The following is an 18,730-nucleotide window of genomic DNA, read 5'->3' as shown; positions in this document are numbered from 1 at the left end:
CTACAGATACTTCAACAGCTTTTGCAGCTTATTCATATCGGCGGAGTCACCTACCAGGCGAACCTCGCCATTGACCATTCCATCGAGAAACGCCTGCTGCGTTGGTTTTCTGAGAATACGTAACGCGGTGTCTTGATCGCGAAAACGTAGCTCAAGATCCAGATCAACCGGTAAACCGGCAGCTGAGGTGATGCCTTTCGGCGTCATTCGATAGTAACGGGCAATTTTTAGGTCTTCTGTGGCAATGCCCCAGTCGAGACTGCGCATTCGTTCTAACTGTTCACGAAAGCGCGGCTTGCGGCGCAGAGCGCGCTTGAGCATAAGGCTCAACAGCCACAGCGCAAGCTTTAGCTTCATTAGGAAACGGCATCCTTAAGCGCTTTACCTGGCTTGAAAGCTACGTTCTTGCTGGCCGGAATCTGCAGAGGCGCACCCGTTTGCGGGTTCTTGCCGGTACGTGCTGCACGCTCACGTACGGTAAAGGTGCCAAAACCAATCAGTGCTACATCTTCGCCTTTGGCCACGCTGTTGGTAATTTCATCCAGAATTACATTCAGAACTTGGCCTGCCTTGTCCTTAGACAGGTCTGCACTTTCAGCGATAGCGGCAGCGAGTTCAGGTTTGCGCATAAGGAATTCCCCTAGTGAAATATTAAGCGTAATGCATAACAGTGTTATTAAATGCGTCACCCAGGCTGAGTTGGCTTATCCAGCCTAGTCGTGAACGCGGTGAAAATCAGCCTAGCAGTGCAGGTGATGCTCTGGAAAGCTCCACTTTCCGTCTCACGCAGCCCCCTGTCAACGCAAAACCGACTAAATTCCCGTGTTTATCTTCCGCAAGGGCACTCATATCGCTGCCTTCACCCTCGATTCGCCAGCGTTCAACGCTAACGGCCGGTGGATAGGCCACTACCGGCAGCAGCGGAGTCTTGACGATAATCGGCCAGGCCCCGAAGCTGACCTGCGTCGGTGTGCCGGCAAGTGTGGCGGCCAGCGCCTTGGCGCTAGCCTGCAGCGGCTGCACGTACATGGCGTTGACCCCTGCCACGCAGGCCGCATCGCCAAGCGCATGGATATGTGGGTCCGAAGTGCGCAGGTAGCGATCAACCGTAATGCCGTGGCGGGATACGGCAAGCCCGGCGGCGTCAGCCAGTGCGATGCGGGGTGCCAGGCCGGTGGCCAGCAGCACCAGGTCTACATCAAGGGTGGCGTGATTGCCCAGCGTGAGCCGAACGGGGCTGTCGCTGCCTGCGCTGATGTCGGCAAGCGTACGCCCCAGGGCAAGCTGGATACCGGCATCCTGAAAGGCGCAGCCCAGGGCGGTGCCGAGCGGTTCGGGTAGAAGCCGTGCCAGCGGCGTGGTTTCCGGTGCTATCAGCGTTACCTGGTGTCCGCCAACATGCAGATCGTTGGCAAACTCGCAGCCTACCAGGCCCGCTCCGATAACGGCCACGCGGGCAGGGCGTTCGTCAAGCGCTGCTCGAAAGCGGCGGTATTCGTCCAGGTTATTGACGGTAAAAAAGCGCCGGGAGACGCTATCGGGTATTGCAAATGGCGCCTGAGGGGCGGCGCCAGTCGCCAGCACCAAGGTGTCGTAGCCAAGGGCTTGGCCATCACTCAAGCGGATGGTCCGCACCTCGGGTGTCAACTGCTCAACATGAGTATGCGTTATTACCCGGGCATCCAGCTCATCGGCAAGCGCGGCGGTGGTGCGTTGAACCAACCGCTCGGGCGGCATGTGCTTGGTAAGCCCGGTCGAGAGCAGAGGCTTGCTGTAGTCGTCGCCACTATCAAGGCTGATCAGAGTGATCGCGCGGCGGTCATTCAGGCGGCGCAGCGCGCGGGCAAGCCCGACGCCCGCCATTCCGGTGCCGATAATGACCAGCCCGGCGTGGTCAGTGGCATCAAGCGTGTGTGATACGGGCATGCCATCCTCAAATAGTCGATGCAATAAAAGCCTGTCTGACCACCATGTTACACTAGCCGCTCCGTTTTTTGCCCGGGAGTATCCGGTGGTGACTTACTCTTTTCGGCCTGCTTACACTTTTCCTGTCTGGCAGCCCGTGGCGGCGGTACGTCCGGCCATGAGCGCGCCCTGGTGGCAGTGGGTGGCCTCCACCGATTCGCTGACGGCCCGTCTGATAAAAGCGGGAGGCGAGCGGCCGTTTCGCGTTCGCCTGCTGCACCAAGGTGTGGGCATGCCCTGGAAAGATGAAGCCCAGGCGCTGAATATTGGGCACCGCCGCTATGCTTGGCTGCGCGAGGTGGCTCTTTGCGTGGACGAGTCGCCCTGGGTGGTCGCGCGTTCGGTTGCGCCGTTAACGCAGCTGCAGGGCCAGCATCTGGATCGTTTGGGTGAACGCTCGTTAGGCAGTTGGTTGTTTCAGCAGCCTGATCTGGTGCGTGGCCCACTTGAGGCGAGTGCCTGTGCACCCCGCTTTGCGTATCCGGCGTGCAACAACGCGCAGAGCCTTTGGGGACGACGCTCGGTGTTTCAGCATGGTGGGCTTTCACTGCTGGTACAGGAGTACTTTTTAACCAACATGGCAGATGATCTTCGCCTGCCTTCGCGTTAGGCTTGCTCGGCATCTCTTCTTTTCGTGAGGTAAGCATGGATCGTTCTTTGTTGCGGCCAACCGGATGGGCGCGGGTCGCCGACTTCTTGCAACTGATGCGTCTGGACCGACCAATTGGTACCTGGCTTTTAATGTGGCCGACCCTATGGGCGCTGTGGATCGCCGCTGAAGGCGTGCCGGGCCGAAACGTATTGCTGATTTTCGTGGCAGGCGTTTACGTCATGCGTGCGGCGGGTTGCGTGGTCAATGATTATGCCGATCGGCACTTTGATGGCCATGTAAAGCGTACTAAAAGCCGCCCGCTAGCTACCGGGCGTATCAGTGAAACCGAAGCACAGCTACTGTTTATCGGATTAGTCGCCGTTGCCTTTATCCTGGTACTGCTAACAAACTGGTTTACGGTGTTGTTATCGTTGGGCGGTGTCGTGCTGGCGTTTATTTATCCGTTCATGAAACGCTATACGCACTTCCCGCAGGTGGTATTGGGCGCGGCATTTTCCTGGGCTATTCCCATGGCCTTTGGTGCGGTGCTTGGTTATGTCCCGCTTGATGCGTGGATTCTGTTTCTCGCCAACGTGCTGTGGACCGTGGCTTACGATACCCAGTACGCCATGGTTGACCGCGATGACGACCTGAAAATTGGCATTAAATCGACTGCAGTGCTGTTTGGTAGTGCCGATCGTTTGATCATTGGCTTGCTGCAGCTGGCAACGCTTGGCCTACTGGCCTGGGTGGGCCTGCGCGTGGAACTGGGCGGCTTCTTCTGGCTGGGGCTTGCTGGCATGGCGGCTACTTTTATCCATCAGCAACGGCTAATTCGCCACCGTGAGCGCGACCCATGCTTTCAAGCCTTTTTAAATAACCATTGGTCAGGCCTGCTGATCTTTGCCGGTATTGGGCTAAGCTGGTGGCCGGTTACTGGATAGTCAAACCAGGGCGAGGGAAAAGGCTTAGTGATAGGGCTTAGTGATATAGTAGCGTTTGTCATGGAAGTGTCATCAAGCCATGGTGTTATTGTCACAGATATGTCATGGAATTACCTTTCATTGAACACCGTGAGGCCCTGGAATGACCGCCAAGACCGTTTTGATTGTCGATGACGAAGCGCCTATCCGCGAAATGATCGCTGTAGCGCTGGAAATGGCTGACTATCGCGTGCTTGAAGCGGATAATGCCCAGGATGCCCACGCCATGGTAGTCGACCATCAGCCCGACTTACTGCTGCTTGACTGGATGATGCCGGGCACCAGTGGTATTGAGCTTGCCAGGCGACTAAAACGTGAAGAGGCGACTGCCGAACTGCCCATCATCATGCTGACGGCAAAGGGCGAGGAAGATAACAAGATCCAAGGGCTTGAATCGGGTGCGGATGACTATATTACCAAGCCCTTTTCTCCTCGTGAGCTGGTCGCGCGCCTGAAAGCGGTACTGCGCCGCGCCACGCCGCGTGGGGTTGAAGATCCGATCGAGATCAACGGCCTATTGCTTGACCCGGTCAGCCATCGAGTCAGTGCCCACGGCAAAGCCCTGGAAATGGGTCCTACGGAATACCGCCTGCTGCAGTTTTTCATGACTCATCAGGAACGCGCTTATACCCGCAGCCAGTTACTGGATCAGGTATGGGGCGGCAATGTTTATGTTGAGGAGCGCACGGTGGATGTACATATCCGTCGGCTGCGTAAAGCGTTGGGTGAAGTGCATCAGAACCTTATCCAGACGGTACGGGGTACCGGTTATCGTTTCTCTGCCAGGGTCTAACCATGCGCCTGTGGAGTCGTGAACTGTGGCGTATCGCCTGGTTAGCGACTATTGGGGTTTGCCTGGGCTGGCTATTAGGTTCGGCAGGGCTGGGGCTGGCGGCGGGGTTGAGCGTATGTCTGTTTCATCATTTACGCCAGCTGCGTGCGCTGTTTCAGTGGTTAACTCTTAATCCAAACGATGAGCCGCCAGCCGCCAGTGGTATGTGGGGTGAACTGCTGGATCGCCTTTATCGGTACCAAAAAAGCCAGCGTATTACCCAAGGCCGTTTACGGGCTACGTTAGCGCGTATTCAAGAGTCTTCCGAAGCCATGCGTGACAGCGTCGTGATGCTTGACCGCCACGGTGACCTTGAATGGTGGAACAGTGCGGCCACCGATATGCTGGGGCTGCAGACAGCCCATGATCGTGGCCAGCATATCACCAACTTATTGCGCGACCCGGGCTTTATCAGTTACTTCAATGCTCGCGACTATAGTGAGCCGCTCACGCTGCCCTCGCCCATCGACGAGCGCAGCATCCTGCAATACCAGATTACCCTCTATGGCGATGACGAACGCCTGGTAATGGCCCGGGATATCACCCGTCTACACCGCCTTGAACAGATGCGACGTGATTTCGTAGCCAATGTGTCCCATGAGCTACGTACGCCGCTTACCGTGCTTTCGGGCTATCTGGAAACTTATGGTGACCTGGCCGACCAACTGCCACCCCGGTTGGGACGTGGCATTGAGCAGATGCAGGATCAGACGCAGCGAATGCAGAATCTGGTCAATGATCTACTGCTGCTATCTCGGCTGGAAATTGACCAGGGTGGCCAGGACCATCAGCCGCTATCGGTTGAGCAACTGTTGAACAGCGTACGTCAAGATGCGCTGGCTCTATCACATGGTAAGCATGCTGTGCATGTGGTTATCGAAAGCGATGCTCGGCTACTGGGCAGTGAACAGGAAATACGTAGTGCTATTTCCAATCTGGCGTTCAATGCCGTGCGCTACACCCCTGCGGGCAGTCAAATTACCCTGCGCTGGGCCACCATGATCGATGGCGGCGCCTGCATTGAGATAGAGGATGACGGCGACGGTATCGATCCTGTACATATCCCGCGCCTGACCGAGCGTTTTTATCGCGTCGACAAGGGGCGCAGTACCACGACCGGCGGTACAGGACTGGGGCTTGCGATCGTCAAACATGTATTACTGCGTCATGAGGCACAGCTTCAGGTTGAATCCCATCCCGAAGAAGGCGCCCTATTCCGCTGCGTCTTTCCCGCCACACGGTTAATCAAAGATTGAAAGCAGAGCCTGCACAACAACTGTTGTACAAGTGTGTCACACTGTCAGTTAATTATGGTCAATGGCTGCTCATGTGTCATTTATAGTCACCCATTGGTGGCTTAAACTGCCGTTCTATCATTCTTTTTGGTGCCAATAATTAATTTTAAATATTTGTTTTTTAATAAATATTCATAGTTATAGCATTTTCTGGCATTGCATCTGCAATATATTAAACAAGGAAGACTACCGCAGGAAATGGTAAGCCAGGATGGCACTTCCTTAAATTAAGCGGTATCAACAGCGATCTAGGAGACGGAACATGATGTCCAAGGAACTACTCAAGAAAGCTGGCATTTTAGGTGTAACGTTTGGTCTTATGGCAAGCCCTTTTGCTTTTGCTCAAGAGCCAGCTAATCCAAGCGGCAATATTTCTCCCGACCAAGAGCCAATGGAAACACAATCTACGGGCGCTGGTACAGATTCAGCCACTTATGATCAAAATGAATTGATTCATGAAGAAGGCGATGCAGCAACCGATTTACAAGGCTCCATGAACTCAACAAGTTCATCTGCATCAGACAATGAAGCAATGGGTTCCGGCCCGACCGGTGAAACCTCAGGCGGTGACACATCATTTGAGTCTGATGACCTGCCCAAGGAAAACAGTTCAGTAACTACTGATCAGTAAATATTAGTTTAGACTAATTTATTAAAGATTTGAGCTTAAGGATTGAGCGAATTTGGGGCACGGATGTCCTATAGTATGGATGCTCAACGATTCAAGGAATGAATCAAACGACAGTCACAACGTTAGTCAGGGTAAATTCCAAGGTTGGAGTCCCGCAAAAGGATAGGAAGCTAGCGTTAGATATTGTCCAGAGTATGACTGATCAAGACCCTGCTTCGGTGGGGTCTGATTTTTTTGTGGGTACAAAATCCCCCCAAGCTTGGCGAGAATAATTTACTAATGAGCTATTTTGGCTCATAAGAAATGGCACATGTGTCATTATTACACAAAATATTAGCGCGCTATCAATATGGATTACAATATTTAGTATCCTTATATTTAGTTATAACATGCTGATTTTAATTGGTATTTATTGTTTTATTAGTAGTTGGCACTGAGCATGCAATACTAAGGTCGAAGGCAGTAGCCGCGTAAATTTGCTTTTGAAAAGTCATTGGTCATCTCAAGCGGCGCCGATATTTTTAGGAGATAGAATTATGTTATTCAAAGACATGGTAAAAAAAGCAGGTGTTTTAGGTGTTTCTTTTGGCTTGATCGCAAGCCCGCTAGCCTTCGCGCATGACTCAATCGAGCTAAACAAAGATCGTGCAGTGGGTAGCGACGTAATCGATAAGCCGCATTCCAGCGCTACATCCAGCGCCCGCTATTCTGCCAGTGAGCTTAACCATGGCGAGCGTGATCGTATGAACACCAACTACACGCCGACCAGCCATCAAGATCAGGATGGTAACCGTCGCCAGAACACTAATTCGTATCAGACCTCTGATCTGACGCGTGATGAAGGTGACGGCACTGATTGGTAAGTGTTGATAGCACAAGCGTACTTCCCAGCGTAAAAAGGCCCCGCACATGCGGGGCCTTTGCATTTTATAGCGTTAGCTTAGTTTAAGACGCTAGGTCATGAATGGCTTTGATGGGTGAGCTCGCGCGCTGTGCGGTAATGTTGGTCCCACATCAATACGGCGCCGGCTACTGCCCCTGGAATCAAAAAAAGATTGGCGAGCGGTATCCAGGTAATCAGAGTTACCAAGCCACCGTAGCTTAGGCTTTGCCACCAGCGTTTGGATAACCGCTGACGCATGTCTTTAAACGCCACCTTATTGTTGTCCATGGGGTAATCAAGATAAGTAATGGCCATTACCCAGGCGGAAAACAGCCCCCATAGCAGGGGAGCAAAAAGGTTAAGCCCTGGAATCCAGCTGACGATAAAGAGCGCAATGGCACGAGGGGCTATATAAGCTAACTTGATCAGTTCCCGACCTACGGCATCTATAGCAGTCTTGGAGAGCCCGCGATCATCCAGTGGGATGCGGCCGGTTGCCTGAATTTCCACCTTGGCGGCCAGGAATCCATAAAAAGGGGCGGCAAGCAGGTGAGTAATCAGCGTGAACGTAAAAAAGATCACGGCCAACAGGCTGATCATGAAGAGCGGCCAGATTAGCCAGGAGAGCCAGTCAAGCCAGGCGGGTACTAAACCTATCCAATGATCGAGCCAGCCGGAAAAACGGTTGATGACGACGCTTAGCATCGTGGCGTAAACGATGACATTGACGAGGATGGGAAGAAAAATATACCGCCGCAACCCCTTTCGATACACCAGGCGCGTGCCCTGGCCAAGCGCTGTCATGGCATTCAACATAGCACAATTTCCTCATAAACAGACGTCCAGGCTGGTATCAGCCCAGACGTATTGCAAGAGGAAATGCCTTATGGGTCAAGGCTTTTTCAGCACCTTTTGATCCACGGTGCCCGGGTCGCTATGTCGGATATCCAGGCCTTTCACCAGGTAGACCACGTACTCCGCCAGGTTATTGGCGTGGTCGCCCACCCGCTCCAGTGCGCGCAGTACCCACATGATGCTGAGTACCGAGCTGATGGCGCGTGAGTCTTCCATCATGAAGGTCATCAACGAGCGCATGGCACTGCCATACTCGTCATCCACCAGCTCATCTTCATGGACAACCTGCATGGCAAGTTCGGTATCAAAGCGGGCAAATGCGGTCAGCGAATCGCGCAACATCTTGCGCACGTGCTCACTGATATGGCGAACCTCAATCAGGCCGCGCACCGCGCTGGTGTTTTCGCTCAACAGCAGGGCGTTACGGGCAATTTTGCTGGCTTCATCGCCGATACGCTCAAGGTCTGAAGTGGCGCGGATGACCGCCAGCACCAAGCGCAGGTCGGAAGCGGCAGGCTGGCGGCGCGCCAGCACACGCGTACACTCTTCATCGATCTGCAGCTGTAGTTCATTCACCTGACGATCATTATCGCGCACTTTCTCGGCCAGACGGGTATCCCCTTCAAGCAAGGCATGCACGGCGTCCTGAACCTGTTTTTCCACCAGGCCACCCATGGCCATCAGGTGGGTTTTAAGCTCCTCCAGTTCCTGGTTGAACTGGCGCGAGATATGCTGGCTGTGAGTGTTGCTCGTAATATCCATTGAGCGCTCCTGATGTTGGGTTAGTTAGGCCTGGGCAACTGCTTTACGTACTTATATTAGCTAGGTCATACGGCCGGTGATGTAGTTTTCGGTGCGTTGCAAATGCGGGTTGGTGAATACCTGGTCGGTAGGGCCATATTCAACAAGCTCTCCATCCTGCAAGAAGGCGGTGTAATCCGACACCCGCGCCGCCTGTTGCATGTTGTGAGTCACCAGAACCAGGGTTAGCTGCGATTTAAGATTGCGAATCAGCTCTTCGATTTTCAGAGTTGAAATGGGATCCAGTGCCGATGCCGGTTCATCGAGCAGCAGTACATCAGGCTGAACGGCGAGCGTTCGGGCAATGACCAGACGCTGCTGTTGCCCGCCCGATAGCTGCCAGGCAGAACGGTGCAGGCGATCTTTCACTTCATCCCATAAGGCCGCCGAGGTCAGCGCCCACTCAATGATGTCGTCACGCTGTCGCTTGGGCAGGCGTTGCTGCAAGCGCAGACCAAACGCCACGTTTTCATAGATCGACATAGGAAAAGGATTGGGCGTTTGAAACACCATCCCGACCCGGCGGCGAAGCTCGGTCACGTTTGTCTGGGGTGCGTAGATATCCTGCCCCTCAAGCTCGATATGCCCGCTGTGCTTAACGCTCTCATTAAGATCGTGCAGCCGGTTTATGGCACGCAGCAGGGTCGATTTTCCGCAGCCTGAAGGGCCGATAAAGGCGGTTACCCGATGGCGCGGCACGCTCAGCGTAAGCTCACGCAACGCCGGTTTCCCCGCATAGGCGAGGTTGAATCGGTCGATACTCAGGGCGCAGTGCTCGGGCGAAAAGTGCGTCACTGGCGCCTGTGAGGCAGGGGCTGAATCAAATGACGCTAGCATTCGTTTCCTCGTTGGCGCCTGAAATAATGACGCAGAAATATGGCAGTTAGATTAAGCACCAGCACAATCAGGACTAAAAGAAGTGCCGTGGCGTACACTAATGGCATCGCAGCCTGAACATCCTCGCCGTGAAAGGCGGTATCAAACAGATGATAGCCAAGGTGCATGAACTTGCGCTCTAGGTGCAGGTAGGGAAATTCCCCATCGACCGGCATCTGGGGAGCAAGTTTGGCAACGCCTACCAGCATGAGTGGGGCTACTTCACCTGCAGCGCGGGCAACGGCGAGAATGACCCCGGTCAGCATGGCAGGTACGGTCATGGGCAGCACCACACGGGTAAGCATTTCCAGGCGTGTTGCCCCCAGCGCCATGGCACCTTCTCGCTGGGCGTCGGGAATCCGTGCAAGCCCCTCTTCGGTGGCCACAATCACCACAGGGAGGGTTAGCAGCGCAAGCGTCAACGAAGCCCACAGCAGGCCGCCCGTACCAAAGGTGGGTGAAGGCAAGGTAGCGCTAAAGAACCAGGTATCCAGCGTCCCACCAATGCCGTAGACAAACACGCCGAGTCCGAACACGCCGTAGACAATCGAGGGCACGCCCGCCAGATTGCGCACGCCAATGCGTACCAACCGAGTGAGGCGGTTCTGATGGGCAATTTCATTAAGATAAATAGCCGCCAGTACGCCAAAGGGCGTTACGATCACTGACATTAGGATTACCATTAACACTGTGCCAAAGATAGCAGGCCAGACGCCGCCGCTGGTGTTGGCCGCACGTGGCCCTTCGCTTAAAAACTGCCAGACACTGCTGCCCCAGAGGCGTGTTTTCTGCCCCCACGACATGGCGTTGGGTGCCAGTGCGCGGCTGGTCGTGCTTAACGGCTGGCTCAGCGCCTGACCATCGGCTGTTGTCAGCAGCAGCTGCCCTGTCGGGCGCTGGTCGGCAGGCAATGCCAAGGCCGCGGCTAAGTAGTCCCAGGCGGCCTGCCCCATCATCCGTTGCCCGTCAGCTTCCAGACTCTCCAGTCGGCCTATAAAGTCGCCCCAAGGGGCACGCTCCAGGCGGATGAGATCAGCGGGCGTGGTACGCGCAATAATGTTGTCCACGTCGACCCAGCGCCAGCTGGCGCCATCGATATCGCGGTTGCCCGTAAAATAGAGACGCTCATTGCCGATCTTTTGGGGGAGTGGGGTTTCGCGGATCGCCTGACCCGCCACCACGTCACCAGAGCGCAGGGTGATCTCTTCGAGGGAGGCAGGCCAGAAGTGCCCCAGCCCGCGTACCAGTAACAGGGTGAGCAGGGCCGTTAACATGAGTAGCGACAAGGCGACGCTGGCGGCACATAGCCAGGGCCAGAGCCTGTCCAGCAGACGCCTGTGAGCGACTGTGATAAAGCGGCTCATCAGCGATGCCCTGCTTTATGGTAACGGCGGCGCATACGCAAGCGAACCATCTCTGCCAGAGTGTTGACCAGGAACGTAAAGATAAACAGCACCAATGCTGCGAGTATCAGATAGTGGTAGGTAAGCCCGTCAGGAGATGCTTCAGGTAGCTCGATGGCAATGGCGGCAGCCATAGAGCGCATACCTTCAAAGGGGCTTGCGCTAAACAGCGCGGTATTGCCGCTGGCCATCAATACAATCATGGTTTCACCTACGGCACGCCCAGCGCCAATCATCACCGCAGAAAAAATGCCGGGCCCGGCCGCCGGCAGAGCGACTCTCCAGAGTGCCTGCCAACGGCTGGCGCCTAGCGCCTGAGCCCCTTCCATCAATGCTGTCGGTACATCGGCAAGCGCATCTTCCGCAAGCGCATAGATGCTGGGTATAACGGCAAACCCCATAGCGATGCCGACAATAAGCGCATTGCGCGTGGCGTAATCCAGCCCCCAGTGCTGTTCCAGCAGGCGGCGCAAATCCCCACCAAGGAACAGCTCTTCCATGTGGGGTGTCAGCCACAGCGCTAACAGCACCATGCAGGCAAGCCACGGCAGAAGCCATAAACCGGCCCAGGAGAGCGGCATCTGCTGACGCCAACGTGCCGCCAGCAGATGCCAGAGTACGCCAGCCAGACCTGCACTTAGTGGTAACCACACCAGCAGCACCAGCGTACTGGCCAGGTTGCGTTCAACCCAAGGTGCCAGCACCAGGCCTGCAATAAACCCCACCACCACGCCAGGAATTGCTTCCATCATCTCAAGGGCTGGTTTGATGCGGCTACGCAGGCGCGCCGACATGAACAGGGCCGAATACATGGCGGCCCCCAACGCAATCGGCAGGGCAAACAGCATGGCAGCAAGGGCGGCTTTTAATGTGCCCCAGGCCAGCGGAGAGAGTTTGGCGAAAGCCAAGGTCTCGTCCCGAGCCAGTAGCGGCAGGGTCTCCCAGAATAGAAATACGCCAATCGCTAGAATGGCCAGCAAAACGCCAATGCCTCCAGCGGTAATCAGGCCAGTAGCTATACGGTTTTTAAGCTGGCGTAGCGGCTGGTGAGCAGACGCGCGAGGTGGGATCATAGCGACATCATAGAAGGGTCACGGGCGTGGCAAATACCGACTGCATGAACATTCTCCTTACTTTACGTCATTTTTATGACAGTTAGATGATAGTGGCCTACCAGGTGCGCTGGGTTTTTAAATCACTTTCAGGAAGCGGTACAAAACCGGCGGCGCGGGCAATCTGTTGACCTTCTTCAGACAGAATGAGCGTCAGCAACGCCTGATCGGCAGGCGGCAGCGACTTGCCAGGGGGTAGATTAACGTACAGATAAAGATCGCGGGAAAAGGGATACTCGTTACGCTGAATCGTCTGCTCTGTGGGGGCGATCTCAGCCCCGTTCTGCGTGATCAGGCGCAGGGCGTGGACCATCGGCGACAAATGGTTGTAGCCCGCATACCCCATAGCATTGGGTGACTCGCCAACGGCTGCCACCACCGCAGATGAGCCGGGGTGCTCGCTGATATCAGGTCGGAAATCGCCCCCACATAGCACTTCGGCCTGAAAAAGCCCGTGGGTTCCGGAAGCCAGATTACGCCCATGCAGAGCAATATGCCCATAGGGCCAGTCGTGAGTTGCGGGCAGTTCATTCCAGCGCTGGATAGGCGCTTTTGCCCCGCATGCCTGCCTGGTGGAGAAGATGGCGTCGGCCTGCTGGCGGGTAATGGCCTGCAGAGGGTTATGGCGATGCACCACTAGAACAAGCGCATCCTTGGCCACTCTAAGTGCCAGCGGCGGATAGCCGTAGCGGTCTGTAAACGCCTGACGTTCCTGCTCGTTCATGGGGCGCGACATGGGGCCCAGGCGCGTGGTGCCAGCGGTCAGTGCCGGTGGCACGCTGGCAGAACCGGTAGCCTGAAACTGCACGTTGATGCCCGGATAGCGGTTGGTCAGCGCTTCTGCCCAGCGCAACGTAAGCCCGGCCATGGTGTCCGAACCAATGGCACTCAAGGTGCCGCTGACCGGTTGTTGTTGCCCCCAGGTCGCTGATGCGCATAGCATTAGCGCCATAACGAGAGTAAAACGCAGGCGATATGTCTTGTCCCTCAGTAAGCCTATACGCTTCAAACGTCAGTCCTCTTGTGATTAACTAGCGCCTTTATATTGCGATGCAGCAATACCACAACAATAACCTTCTTAAGCGACCGACTTATGACACTTCTGGAAACCGATTTGGACGATGTACCGGCACCTCAGGGTCAGCTCACCCTAAAACTACTGGCTTCACGACAGGATACCAACCTTTACGGCGATATTCCGGGTGGGTGGCTGGTCAATCATATGGATCAGGCCGCAGAACTGGCCGCTGGGCGTGAGGCCGGTGGGCGAACAGCGACTGTTGCCATTGAGTCAATGGATTTCTTGAGTCCGGTGCGCGTGGGCTCGATGGTGAGTGTCTATACCCAGGTGCAGGAGATCGGCCGCAGCTCGATCAAAATTATCGTGGAGGTATGGGTACGCCCACCCCATGCCCGGAGCCTCGAAGAGCGCCAGAAAGTGACCGAAGCGCGATTCGTGAGAGTAGCGCTGGATGACAATGGCCGCATTCGCGCCGTTCACGATTGATGCTGCGCGCTATCCCGACAAGCAGCAGGGGCGCCTAGGCGCCCCTGCTGCTTGGGTCATCGTTTACCGTTCGTTCTATGCCGATTAACCGCCTGCCTGCTCGCGACCTTTAAAGTACGCATACTCGCCGATATCGCTGAACGGACGCATCACCTTCTGGAAAGCTGAGTAGGATTCATAAACGCGGCGGGAGTCTTCATCGTTCTCCACCTGGCGCTGAATCACTTCCTGCGACGACTCATAAAGCGCCTGAATCACGTCTTCGGGAAGCTCGCGCAACTGAACGCCGTGCTCATCTACCAGAGTTTCAAGCGCCTGAGCATTGCGATAGGCGAACTCGGTGAACATGGCTAGGTTGGAGGCACGCGCTGCTTCGCGGATGACGTTCTGAAGATCTTCCGGCAGGGAGTTCCAGGCGTCCAGGTTGATCATCGTTTCGACGGCGGCAGTCGGCTCGTTCCACACCGTGGTGTAGTAGTAGTCGGCCACCTGATGCAAGCCAAACGCCATGTCGTTGTAGGGGCCTACCCAGTCGGCGGCATCCAGGACGCCGGTTTGCAGTGAGGTGAAAATCTCCGAACCCGGCAAGTTGATGGTGCTGACCCCGATGCCGTTCATGGCTTCACCGGCAAGGCCCGGCAAGCGCAGTTTCAAACCCTGCATATCGGCAAGCGAATTGATCTCTTTCTTGAACCAGCCTGCCATCTGCGGGCCGGTATTACCCACGGCAAACGGCTTGAGATTATGCTTGGCGTAGATCTCGTCCCACAGTTCCTGGCCACCGCCGTGATAAAGCCATGCGTTCATCTCGGTGGTAGTCATGCCAAAAGGAACGGCGGTGAAGAACTGTGCAGCAGCCACTTTGCCACGCCAGTAGTAAGGCGTGGAGTGACCCATTTCAGCGGTGCCGGCGGCAACGGCGTCAAAGACTTCCAGGGCAGGTACCAGCTCGCCGGCGCCGTGAACCCGGATCTGCATACGACCGTTCGAGAGCTGCTCGACGCGACGCGCAAAGTCGTTGGCGCCGGTACCCAGCGCCGGGAAGTTTTTCGGCCAGGACGTGACCATGTCCCAAGTATAGGTTTCTTGCGCGTGGGCGCTACTGACGAAAGGCGCGGCGGCGACACCGGCGGCACCCAGGCCGGCGGTTTTTAAAAATTGACGGCGTTGCATGGCGGGCATAACTCCGAAAAAGTATGTTTTTTGTGTAATTGCACGTGAGCGCAAGTGTCCGCCCGTCAGTATGCGCTAATCATGTTTTATTGGGCAAGCTACCGCCCACTGGCACAAGCCCGCGCTACAGCGGCGTCAGCTTGGCAAATCCCAGCACCAGCCACTTGACGCCTTCGCCTTCAAAACTCACCTGTACGCGCGCGCGGACACCCTCGCCTTCGGCATTGAGAATCACCCCTTCACCAAACACCGGGTGATTCACGCGCTGGCCGACGTGCAGGGTGGGTAGATCGCCATCGCTCTCGACGCTTTGCTGGGCGAAGCTTGTTCGCGCCGCCGTCACTGGGCGTGAGATATGCCCGCGCAGGCGCACCTCTTCAAGCAGGTGCGGCGGCAGCTCGCGCAGAAAGCGCGACGGCCGGGGAAAGACTTCCTTGCCGTGCAGGCGACGGGTTTCAGCGTGGGTCAGGTAGAGCTTCTGCATGGCGCGGGTCACGCCCACGTAGCAAAGCCGGCGCTCCTCTTCGAGCCGCCCCGGCTCTTCAATCGACATCTTGTGCGGGAACAGGCCCTCTTCCACGCCAGCGATAAACACCACCGGAAACTCCAGACCCTTGGCCGAGTGAAGCGTCATCAGCTGCACGCTGTCCTCGAACTCCTCGGCTTCATGGTCGCCTGCGTTGAGCGCCGCTTCAGAAAGAAAGGCCTCCAGTGCGGTCATGCCTTCGCCCGCCTCCGGGGTTTCAAAGGCGTCGCCCTGGGTAAAGGCGCGTGCGGCGGTGACCAGTTCTTCCAGGTTTTCGACCCGTGCCTGGCCCTTCTCGCCGCGCTCGCTCTTGTGGTGCTCGATCAGCCCGGTGTGCTCGGTGACATGATCGATGATCTCGTAAAGCGTCAAGCCTGCGGAGTCGTTGTCGAGCTGCTCGATCAGGTTGGCGAAGTTCTGCACAGCGTTACCCGCGCGGCCTTTCAGCGTGCCATCGCCCAACGCATCGTGCAGCGCCTGCCACAGCGAGATGCTCTCAAGCCGGGCGCGGTGGCGCAGGATTTCTACGGTGCGCGTGCCGATGCCGCGGGTGGGCACGTTGATGACTCGCTCAAGAGAGGCGTCGTCGTCGCGGTTGAGCAACAGGCGCAGGTAGGCCAGGGCGTTCTTGATTTCCAGACGCTCGTAAAAGCGGTGCCCGCCGTAAATACGGTAGGGCATACCCTGACGAATCAAGGTTTCCTCAAGCAGCCGTGATTGGGCGTTGGAGCGGTAAAGAATCGCGATATCGCGTCGGTTGAAGCCCTCGTCGACCTTCTCCTTGATGGTATCGACGATATAGCGCGCCTCTTCCAGGTCGTTAAACCCAGCGTAGATCGAAATCGGTTCGCCTTCGATACCGTCGGTCCACAGGTTCTTGCCCAGCCGCTCGCTGTTGTGGCTGATCAAGGCGTTGGCCGCGTCCAGAATGGCGCTGGTCGAGCGGTAGTTCTGCTCCAGGCGCACGGTGTGGGTCTGCGGAAACTCCTCTTCAAAACGGCGGATGTTCTCGACCTTGGCGCCCCGCCAGCCGTAAATCGACTGGTCATCATCGCCCACCGCCGTCATGGGCGTTTGCATGCCCGTGAGCAGCTTCAGCCAGGCGTACTGCAGGGTATTGGTATCCTGAAACTCATCCACCAGCACGTGGCCGAAGCGCTCGCGGTAGTGGTTCAGAAGCGGCGGGTTGTCGCGCAGCAGCTCCAGGCTTCTGAGCAGCAGCTCGCCGAAATCCACCAGACCGCCACGTTCACACGTTAGCTGGTAGCGCTCGTAAAGTTCGACCATTTGCGCCATGTAGCCATCGCCATCCACGTTGACCTGGTGAGGGCGCAAGCCCTCCTCCTTGCAGCCGCCGATAAAACCCTGCACCTGACGCGGCGGGTAGCGCTCATCGTCAATCGAGTAGTCTTTCAGCAGCCGCTTGATCAGCCGGAGCTGGTCATCGGAGTCAATGATCTGGAAGTTCTGCGGAAGCCTCGCGTCCTGCCAGTGGGTGCGCAGCAAGCGGTGGGCAATCGAGTGAAAGGTGCCCACCCAGACGTTGCGCAGCGAAAGACCCAACAGCGCTTCAAGGCGCGTGCGCATTTCACGGGCGGCTTTATTGGTGAAGGTGACCGCCAGTAGTGCATAGGGCGACAGGCCTTCGGCGTGCATTAGCCAAGCAATGCGGTGTACCAGTACCCGGGTCTTGCCGGAACCGGCACCGGCCAGCACGAGAAGGTTACCCTGCGGGGCACTGACGGCCTCGCGCTGGGCGGTGTTGAGCTGATCGAGTATCGCCGTGACGTCGTCCATAAAAGCCGCTGCCGGATCGGAAATGGGCGCTTAGTCTAACACAGCAAGTACACTGGCTGTGTATACAGTCGTTAGCTGTGGAATCCGGGTCGTTGCCAAATCAGTTTTCTTCAGGGTAGCGCAGCGTATTGAGACTTTTCTTCACGGCTTTAAGTTGCTCTGCCAGTTTGGGGCCCCGTGTTTTAGCGACGCCCACGGCCAATACGTCGATTAATACGAGGTGGGCTATGCGCGAGCTGAGCGGCGTATAGATTTCGGTATCTTCGTGAACGTCGATATACAGCGGCAGGCTGACTTCTTCGGCCAAGGGGGAGCCGCTGGGACACAGGCCAATGACCGTGGCACCCGCTTCACGGGCCAGGCGTACGCTGGCTACCAACGCCTTGGTGCGCCCGGTTTGTGAGATTGCCACGACCACATCGCCCTCTTTCAGGGTTACCGCCGACATGTTCTGCATATGCGGGTCAGCGTAGGCAGAGGTGGAAATCTGCAGGCGGAAGAACTTGTGCTGGGCATCAAACGCCACCGCGCCTGAGGCACCAAAGCCGTAGAACTCGACCCGGTTGGCCATGGTCAGTGCGTTGACCGCCCGGCCCAGGGCGTCGTTATCCAGCCGGTCACGTACGGAAAGCAGCGTACCGACGGTGGAGTCGAAGATACTGTGGGAGAATTCAGCAACGGAGTCGCTATCGTTCATCGAGAATTGCGCGAACTGGCTCCCAGAGGCGAGCATCTGCGCCAACTGCAGCTTGAAATCCTGGAAGCCATTGCAACCCAGGGCACGACAGAAGCGCACCACGGTGGGTTCGCTGACTTTGGCTTCCGTCGCCAGGTCAACGATCCGCATATGAATGACCTCATCGGGGTTGCGCAGCACAAACCGCGCTACCTTTTGTTCGGAGCGGCGAAAGTGCTCCATGCGGCGTCTCATTTCATCGAACAGGGCGCGACTCACGTTGAGCTCCTCGGTTATTCAATGCGCCTGCTTTACAGAGGCGCGTTGCCGTCTACCACGGCGTTTTCCTCAGTATGCCTGAGGGACGACAAAAATGAACAATGAAACGCAACCTGCTTCATACGTTTAAAGCGCGTTTAAGCATTTGTTCACGTTTTGTCATCATTTTGTCAAGTAGGTTATAGTAAGAAGTGAAGTGCCGCACTGCATCATTCAACAGTCGTCACGGATGCAGGTGGACGAAGGCATATTCACCTGGAGGCACGTCGATCATGAGAAACGTCGAACGAATCACCTCAGTTAAAAGCGAGCTGCTGGATATCTTCATGAGCATGGAAGTGGATGAACATGCTCAGCGTCAACGTAGCGCCGCTCAACGCAACTTGCGCGCACGTCGGGGAATTGAGTTACACCGGGAATTTCAGAAGTTGTATCGGGATATCGCCCCCTTGCCAGACGATGACGAACGGCAAGAGAGCGAACTGCACTAGCTTGATAAGTCTTGCGTGACCTACAGGCAGGCTGCCCTGCCGCTTGGCAGGGC

Annotated in this window: 20 protein-coding genes; 8 read left to right on the top strand and 12 right to left on the bottom strand. The window is 56.3% G+C overall.

The features are described from left to right. The 3 genes from ELY25_RS17085 to ELY25_RS17075 all read right to left on the bottom strand — a co-directional run bounded on the left by ELY25_RS17085 (position 1) and on the right by ELY25_RS17075 (position 1,926). Positions 1–357 (bottom strand): hypothetical protein, encoded by a 357-nt coding sequence (locus tag ELY25_RS17085; protein ID WP_126952461.1) that lies wholly within the window; start codon positions 355–357, stop codon positions 1–3. Further along, entirely contained in the window at positions 357–629 is a 273-nt protein-coding gene (locus ELY25_RS17080) for an HU family DNA-binding protein (RefSeq protein WP_018918476.1), read from the bottom strand. Before ELY25_RS17080 ends, ELY25_RS17085 begins: the two co-directional genes overlap by 1 nt. A 106-nt stretch (positions 630–735) precedes the next feature. Next, positions 736–1,926, bottom strand: a complete 1,191-nt coding sequence (locus ELY25_RS17075) for an NAD(P)/FAD-dependent oxidoreductase (protein ID WP_126952460.1) — start codon at positions 1,924–1,926, stop codon at positions 736–738. Between ELY25_RS17075 and ELY25_RS17070 the strand changes: the two genes are divergently transcribed. The 6 genes from ELY25_RS17070 to ELY25_RS17045 all read left to right on the top strand — a co-directional run bounded on the left by ELY25_RS17070 (position 1,925) and on the right by ELY25_RS17045 (position 7,161). Continuing rightward, on the top strand, positions 1,925–2,575 hold the full coding sequence (locus ELY25_RS17070; RefSeq protein ID WP_126952459.1) for a chorismate--pyruvate lyase family protein: 651 nt from the start codon (positions 1,925–1,927) through the stop codon (positions 2,573–2,575). The genes ELY25_RS17075 and ELY25_RS17070 overlap by 2 nt on opposite strands. Before the next feature lie 35 nt (positions 2,576–2,610). Beyond that, positions 2,611–3,501, top strand: coding sequence for a 4-hydroxybenzoate octaprenyltransferase (gene ubiA / locus ELY25_RS17065; RefSeq protein ID WP_126952458.1), 891 nt, complete (start codon positions 2,611–2,613; stop codon positions 3,499–3,501). Positions 3,502–3,643: 142 nt separating this feature from the next. Next, positions 3,644–4,333, top strand: a complete 690-nt coding sequence (gene phoB / locus ELY25_RS17060) for a phosphate regulon transcriptional regulator PhoB (RefSeq protein WP_126952457.1) — start codon at positions 3,644–3,646, stop codon at positions 4,331–4,333. Between the two features lie 2 nt (positions 4,334–4,335). Then, complete coding sequence (gene phoR / locus ELY25_RS17055; RefSeq protein WP_126952456.1) at positions 4,336–5,628, top strand: phosphate regulon sensor histidine kinase PhoR; 1,293 nt, start codon at positions 4,336–4,338, stop codon at positions 5,626–5,628. Between the two features lie 301 nt (positions 5,629–5,929). Continuing rightward, positions 5,930–6,298 (top strand): hypothetical protein, encoded by a 369-nt coding sequence (locus ELY25_RS17050; RefSeq protein WP_126952455.1) that lies wholly within the window; start codon positions 5,930–5,932, stop codon positions 6,296–6,298. 536 nt (positions 6,299–6,834) lie between these two features. Next, on the top strand, positions 6,835–7,161 hold the full coding sequence (locus ELY25_RS17045) for a hypothetical protein (protein ID WP_126952454.1): 327 nt from the start codon (positions 6,835–6,837) through the stop codon (positions 7,159–7,161). A gap of 95 nt (positions 7,162–7,256) precedes the next feature. Here ELY25_RS17045 and cysZ read toward each other — a convergent pair whose 3' ends face one another. From cysZ to ELY25_RS17015, 6 genes are all read right to left on the bottom strand, one after another. Next, positions 7,257–7,997 carry a sulfate transporter CysZ gene (cysZ, locus tag ELY25_RS17040; RefSeq protein WP_126952453.1) on the bottom strand — a complete coding sequence of 247 codons (741 nt, stop codon included), beginning with the start codon at positions 7,995–7,997 and terminating at the stop codon, positions 7,257–7,259. Positions 7,998–8,072: 75 nt separating this feature from the next. Further along, a complete protein-coding gene (phoU, locus tag ELY25_RS17035; protein ID WP_126952452.1) occupies positions 8,073–8,798 on the bottom strand; it encodes a phosphate signaling complex protein PhoU in 726 nt (241 codons plus the stop codon). Positions 8,799–8,858: 60 nt separating this feature from the next. Beyond that, positions 8,859–9,674: a phosphate ABC transporter ATP-binding protein PstB gene (gene pstB, locus ELY25_RS17030; protein ID WP_126952451.1), complete on the bottom strand. Its 816-nt coding sequence runs from the start codon at positions 9,672–9,674 to the stop codon at positions 8,859–8,861. Then, a complete protein-coding gene (gene pstA, locus ELY25_RS17025) occupies positions 9,668–11,077 on the bottom strand; it encodes a phosphate ABC transporter permease PstA (protein ID WP_126952450.1) in 1,410 nt (469 codons plus the stop codon). Before pstA ends, pstB begins: the two co-directional genes overlap by 7 nt. Beyond that, positions 11,077–12,189, bottom strand: a complete 1,113-nt coding sequence (locus tag ELY25_RS17020) for an ABC transporter permease subunit (protein WP_126952449.1) — start codon at positions 12,187–12,189, stop codon at positions 11,077–11,079. The genes pstA and ELY25_RS17020 overlap by 1 nt, the downstream gene beginning before the upstream one ends. A gap of 97 nt (positions 12,190–12,286) precedes the next feature. After that, positions 12,287–13,180, bottom strand: coding sequence for a PstS family phosphate ABC transporter substrate-binding protein (locus ELY25_RS17015; RefSeq protein ID WP_185856182.1), 894 nt, complete (start codon positions 13,178–13,180; stop codon positions 12,287–12,289). Between the two features lie 141 nt (positions 13,181–13,321). Between ELY25_RS17015 and ELY25_RS17010 the strand changes: the two genes are divergently transcribed. Further along, the gene (locus ELY25_RS17010) at positions 13,322–13,735 is read left to right on the top strand and encodes an acyl-CoA thioesterase (protein WP_126952447.1); all 414 of its coding nucleotides are present in this window, start codon (positions 13,322–13,324) and stop codon (positions 13,733–13,735) included. 84 nt (positions 13,736–13,819) lie between these two features. On the opposite strand, the gene ELY25_RS17005 is transcribed toward ELY25_RS17010, so the two are convergent. The 3 genes from ELY25_RS17005 to hexR all read right to left on the bottom strand — a co-directional run bounded on the left by ELY25_RS17005 (position 13,820) and on the right by hexR (position 18,186). Further along, complete coding sequence (locus tag ELY25_RS17005; protein ID WP_126952446.1) at positions 13,820–14,908, bottom strand: TRAP transporter substrate-binding protein; 1,089 nt, start codon at positions 14,906–14,908, stop codon at positions 13,820–13,822. A 124-nt stretch (positions 14,909–15,032) separates the two neighbouring features. Beyond that, positions 15,033–17,231, bottom strand: coding sequence for a DNA helicase II (uvrD, locus tag ELY25_RS17000; RefSeq protein ID WP_126952445.1), 2,199 nt, complete (start codon positions 17,229–17,231; stop codon positions 15,033–15,035). Between the two features lie 100 nt (positions 17,232–17,331). Beyond that, positions 17,332–18,186: a transcriptional regulator HexR gene (gene hexR, locus ELY25_RS16995; protein ID WP_126952444.1), complete on the bottom strand. Its 855-nt coding sequence runs from the start codon at positions 18,184–18,186 to the stop codon at positions 17,332–17,334. Between the two features lie 272 nt (positions 18,187–18,458). Here hexR and ELY25_RS16990 point away from each other — a divergent pair, with 272 nt between their 5' ends. Next, entirely contained in the window at positions 18,459–18,677 is a 219-nt protein-coding gene (locus tag ELY25_RS16990) for a PA3496 family putative envelope integrity protein (RefSeq protein WP_126952443.1), read from the top strand. The last annotated feature ends 53 nt before the right edge of the window (positions 18,678–18,730 follow it).

It is taken from the genome of Vreelandella populi, assembly GCF_003989825.1.
Lineage (GTDB): Bacteria > Pseudomonadota > Gammaproteobacteria > Pseudomonadales > Halomonadaceae > Vreelandella > Vreelandella populi.
The sequence above is the reverse complement of the archived record's forward strand: the minus strand, read 5'-3'. Positions and strand labels throughout refer to the sequence as shown.

Bases quoted from the DNA above. Each gene is read 5' to 3' on its own strand.
- ELY25_RS17085 (WP_126952461.1), bottom strand. From the start codon at position 357: ATGAAGCTAAAGCTTGCGCTGTGGCTGTTGAGCCTTATGCTCAAGCGC.
- ELY25_RS17080 (WP_018918476.1), bottom strand. From the start codon at position 629: ATGCGCAAACCTGAACTCGCTGCCGCTATCGCTGAAAGTGCAGACCTG.
- ELY25_RS17070 (WP_126952459.1), top strand. From the start codon at position 1,925: ATGCCATCCTCAAATAGTCGATGCAATAAAAGCCTGTCTGACCACCAT.
- ELY25_RS17075 (WP_126952460.1), bottom strand. From the start codon at position 1,926: ATGCCCGTATCACACACGCTTGATGCCACTGACCACGCCGGGCTGGTC.
- ubiA (WP_126952458.1), top strand. From the start codon at position 2,611: ATGGATCGTTCTTTGTTGCGGCCAACCGGATGGGCGCGGGTCGCCGAC.
- phoB (WP_126952457.1), top strand. From the start codon at position 3,644: ATGACCGCCAAGACCGTTTTGATTGTCGATGACGAAGCGCCTATCCGC.
- phoR (WP_126952456.1), top strand. From the start codon at position 4,336: ATGCGCCTGTGGAGTCGTGAACTGTGGCGTATCGCCTGGTTAGCGACT.
- ELY25_RS17050 (WP_126952455.1), top strand. From the start codon at position 5,930: ATGATGTCCAAGGAACTACTCAAGAAAGCTGGCATTTTAGGTGTAACG.
- ELY25_RS17045 (WP_126952454.1), top strand. From the start codon at position 6,835: ATGTTATTCAAAGACATGGTAAAAAAAGCAGGTGTTTTAGGTGTTTCT.
- cysZ (WP_126952453.1), bottom strand. From the start codon at position 7,997: ATGTTGAATGCCATGACAGCGCTTGGCCAGGGCACGCGCCTGGTGTAT.
- phoU (WP_126952452.1), bottom strand. From the start codon at position 8,798: ATGGATATTACGAGCAACACTCACAGCCAGCATATCTCGCGCCAGTTC.
- pstB (WP_126952451.1), bottom strand. From the start codon at position 9,674: ATGCTAGCGTCATTTGATTCAGCCCCTGCCTCACAGGCGCCAGTGACG.
- pstA (WP_126952450.1), bottom strand. From the start codon at position 11,077: ATGAGCCGCTTTATCACAGTCGCTCACAGGCGTCTGCTGGACAGGCTC.
- ELY25_RS17020 (WP_126952449.1), bottom strand. From the start codon at position 12,189: ATGATCCCACCTCGCGCGTCTGCTCACCAGCCGCTACGCCAGCTTAAA.
- ELY25_RS17015 (WP_185856182.1), bottom strand. From the start codon at position 13,180: ATGGCGCTAATGCTATGCGCATCAGCGACCTGGGGGCAACAACAACCG.
- ELY25_RS17010 (WP_126952447.1), top strand. From the start codon at position 13,322: ATGACACTTCTGGAAACCGATTTGGACGATGTACCGGCACCTCAGGGT.
- ELY25_RS17005 (WP_126952446.1), bottom strand. From the start codon at position 14,908: ATGCAACGCCGTCAATTTTTAAAAACCGCCGGCCTGGGTGCCGCCGGT.
- uvrD (WP_126952445.1), bottom strand. From the start codon at position 17,231: ATGGACGACGTCACGGCGATACTCGATCAGCTCAACACCGCCCAGCGC.
- ELY25_RS16990 (WP_126952443.1), top strand. From the start codon at position 18,459: ATGAGAAACGTCGAACGAATCACCTCAGTTAAAAGCGAGCTGCTGGAT.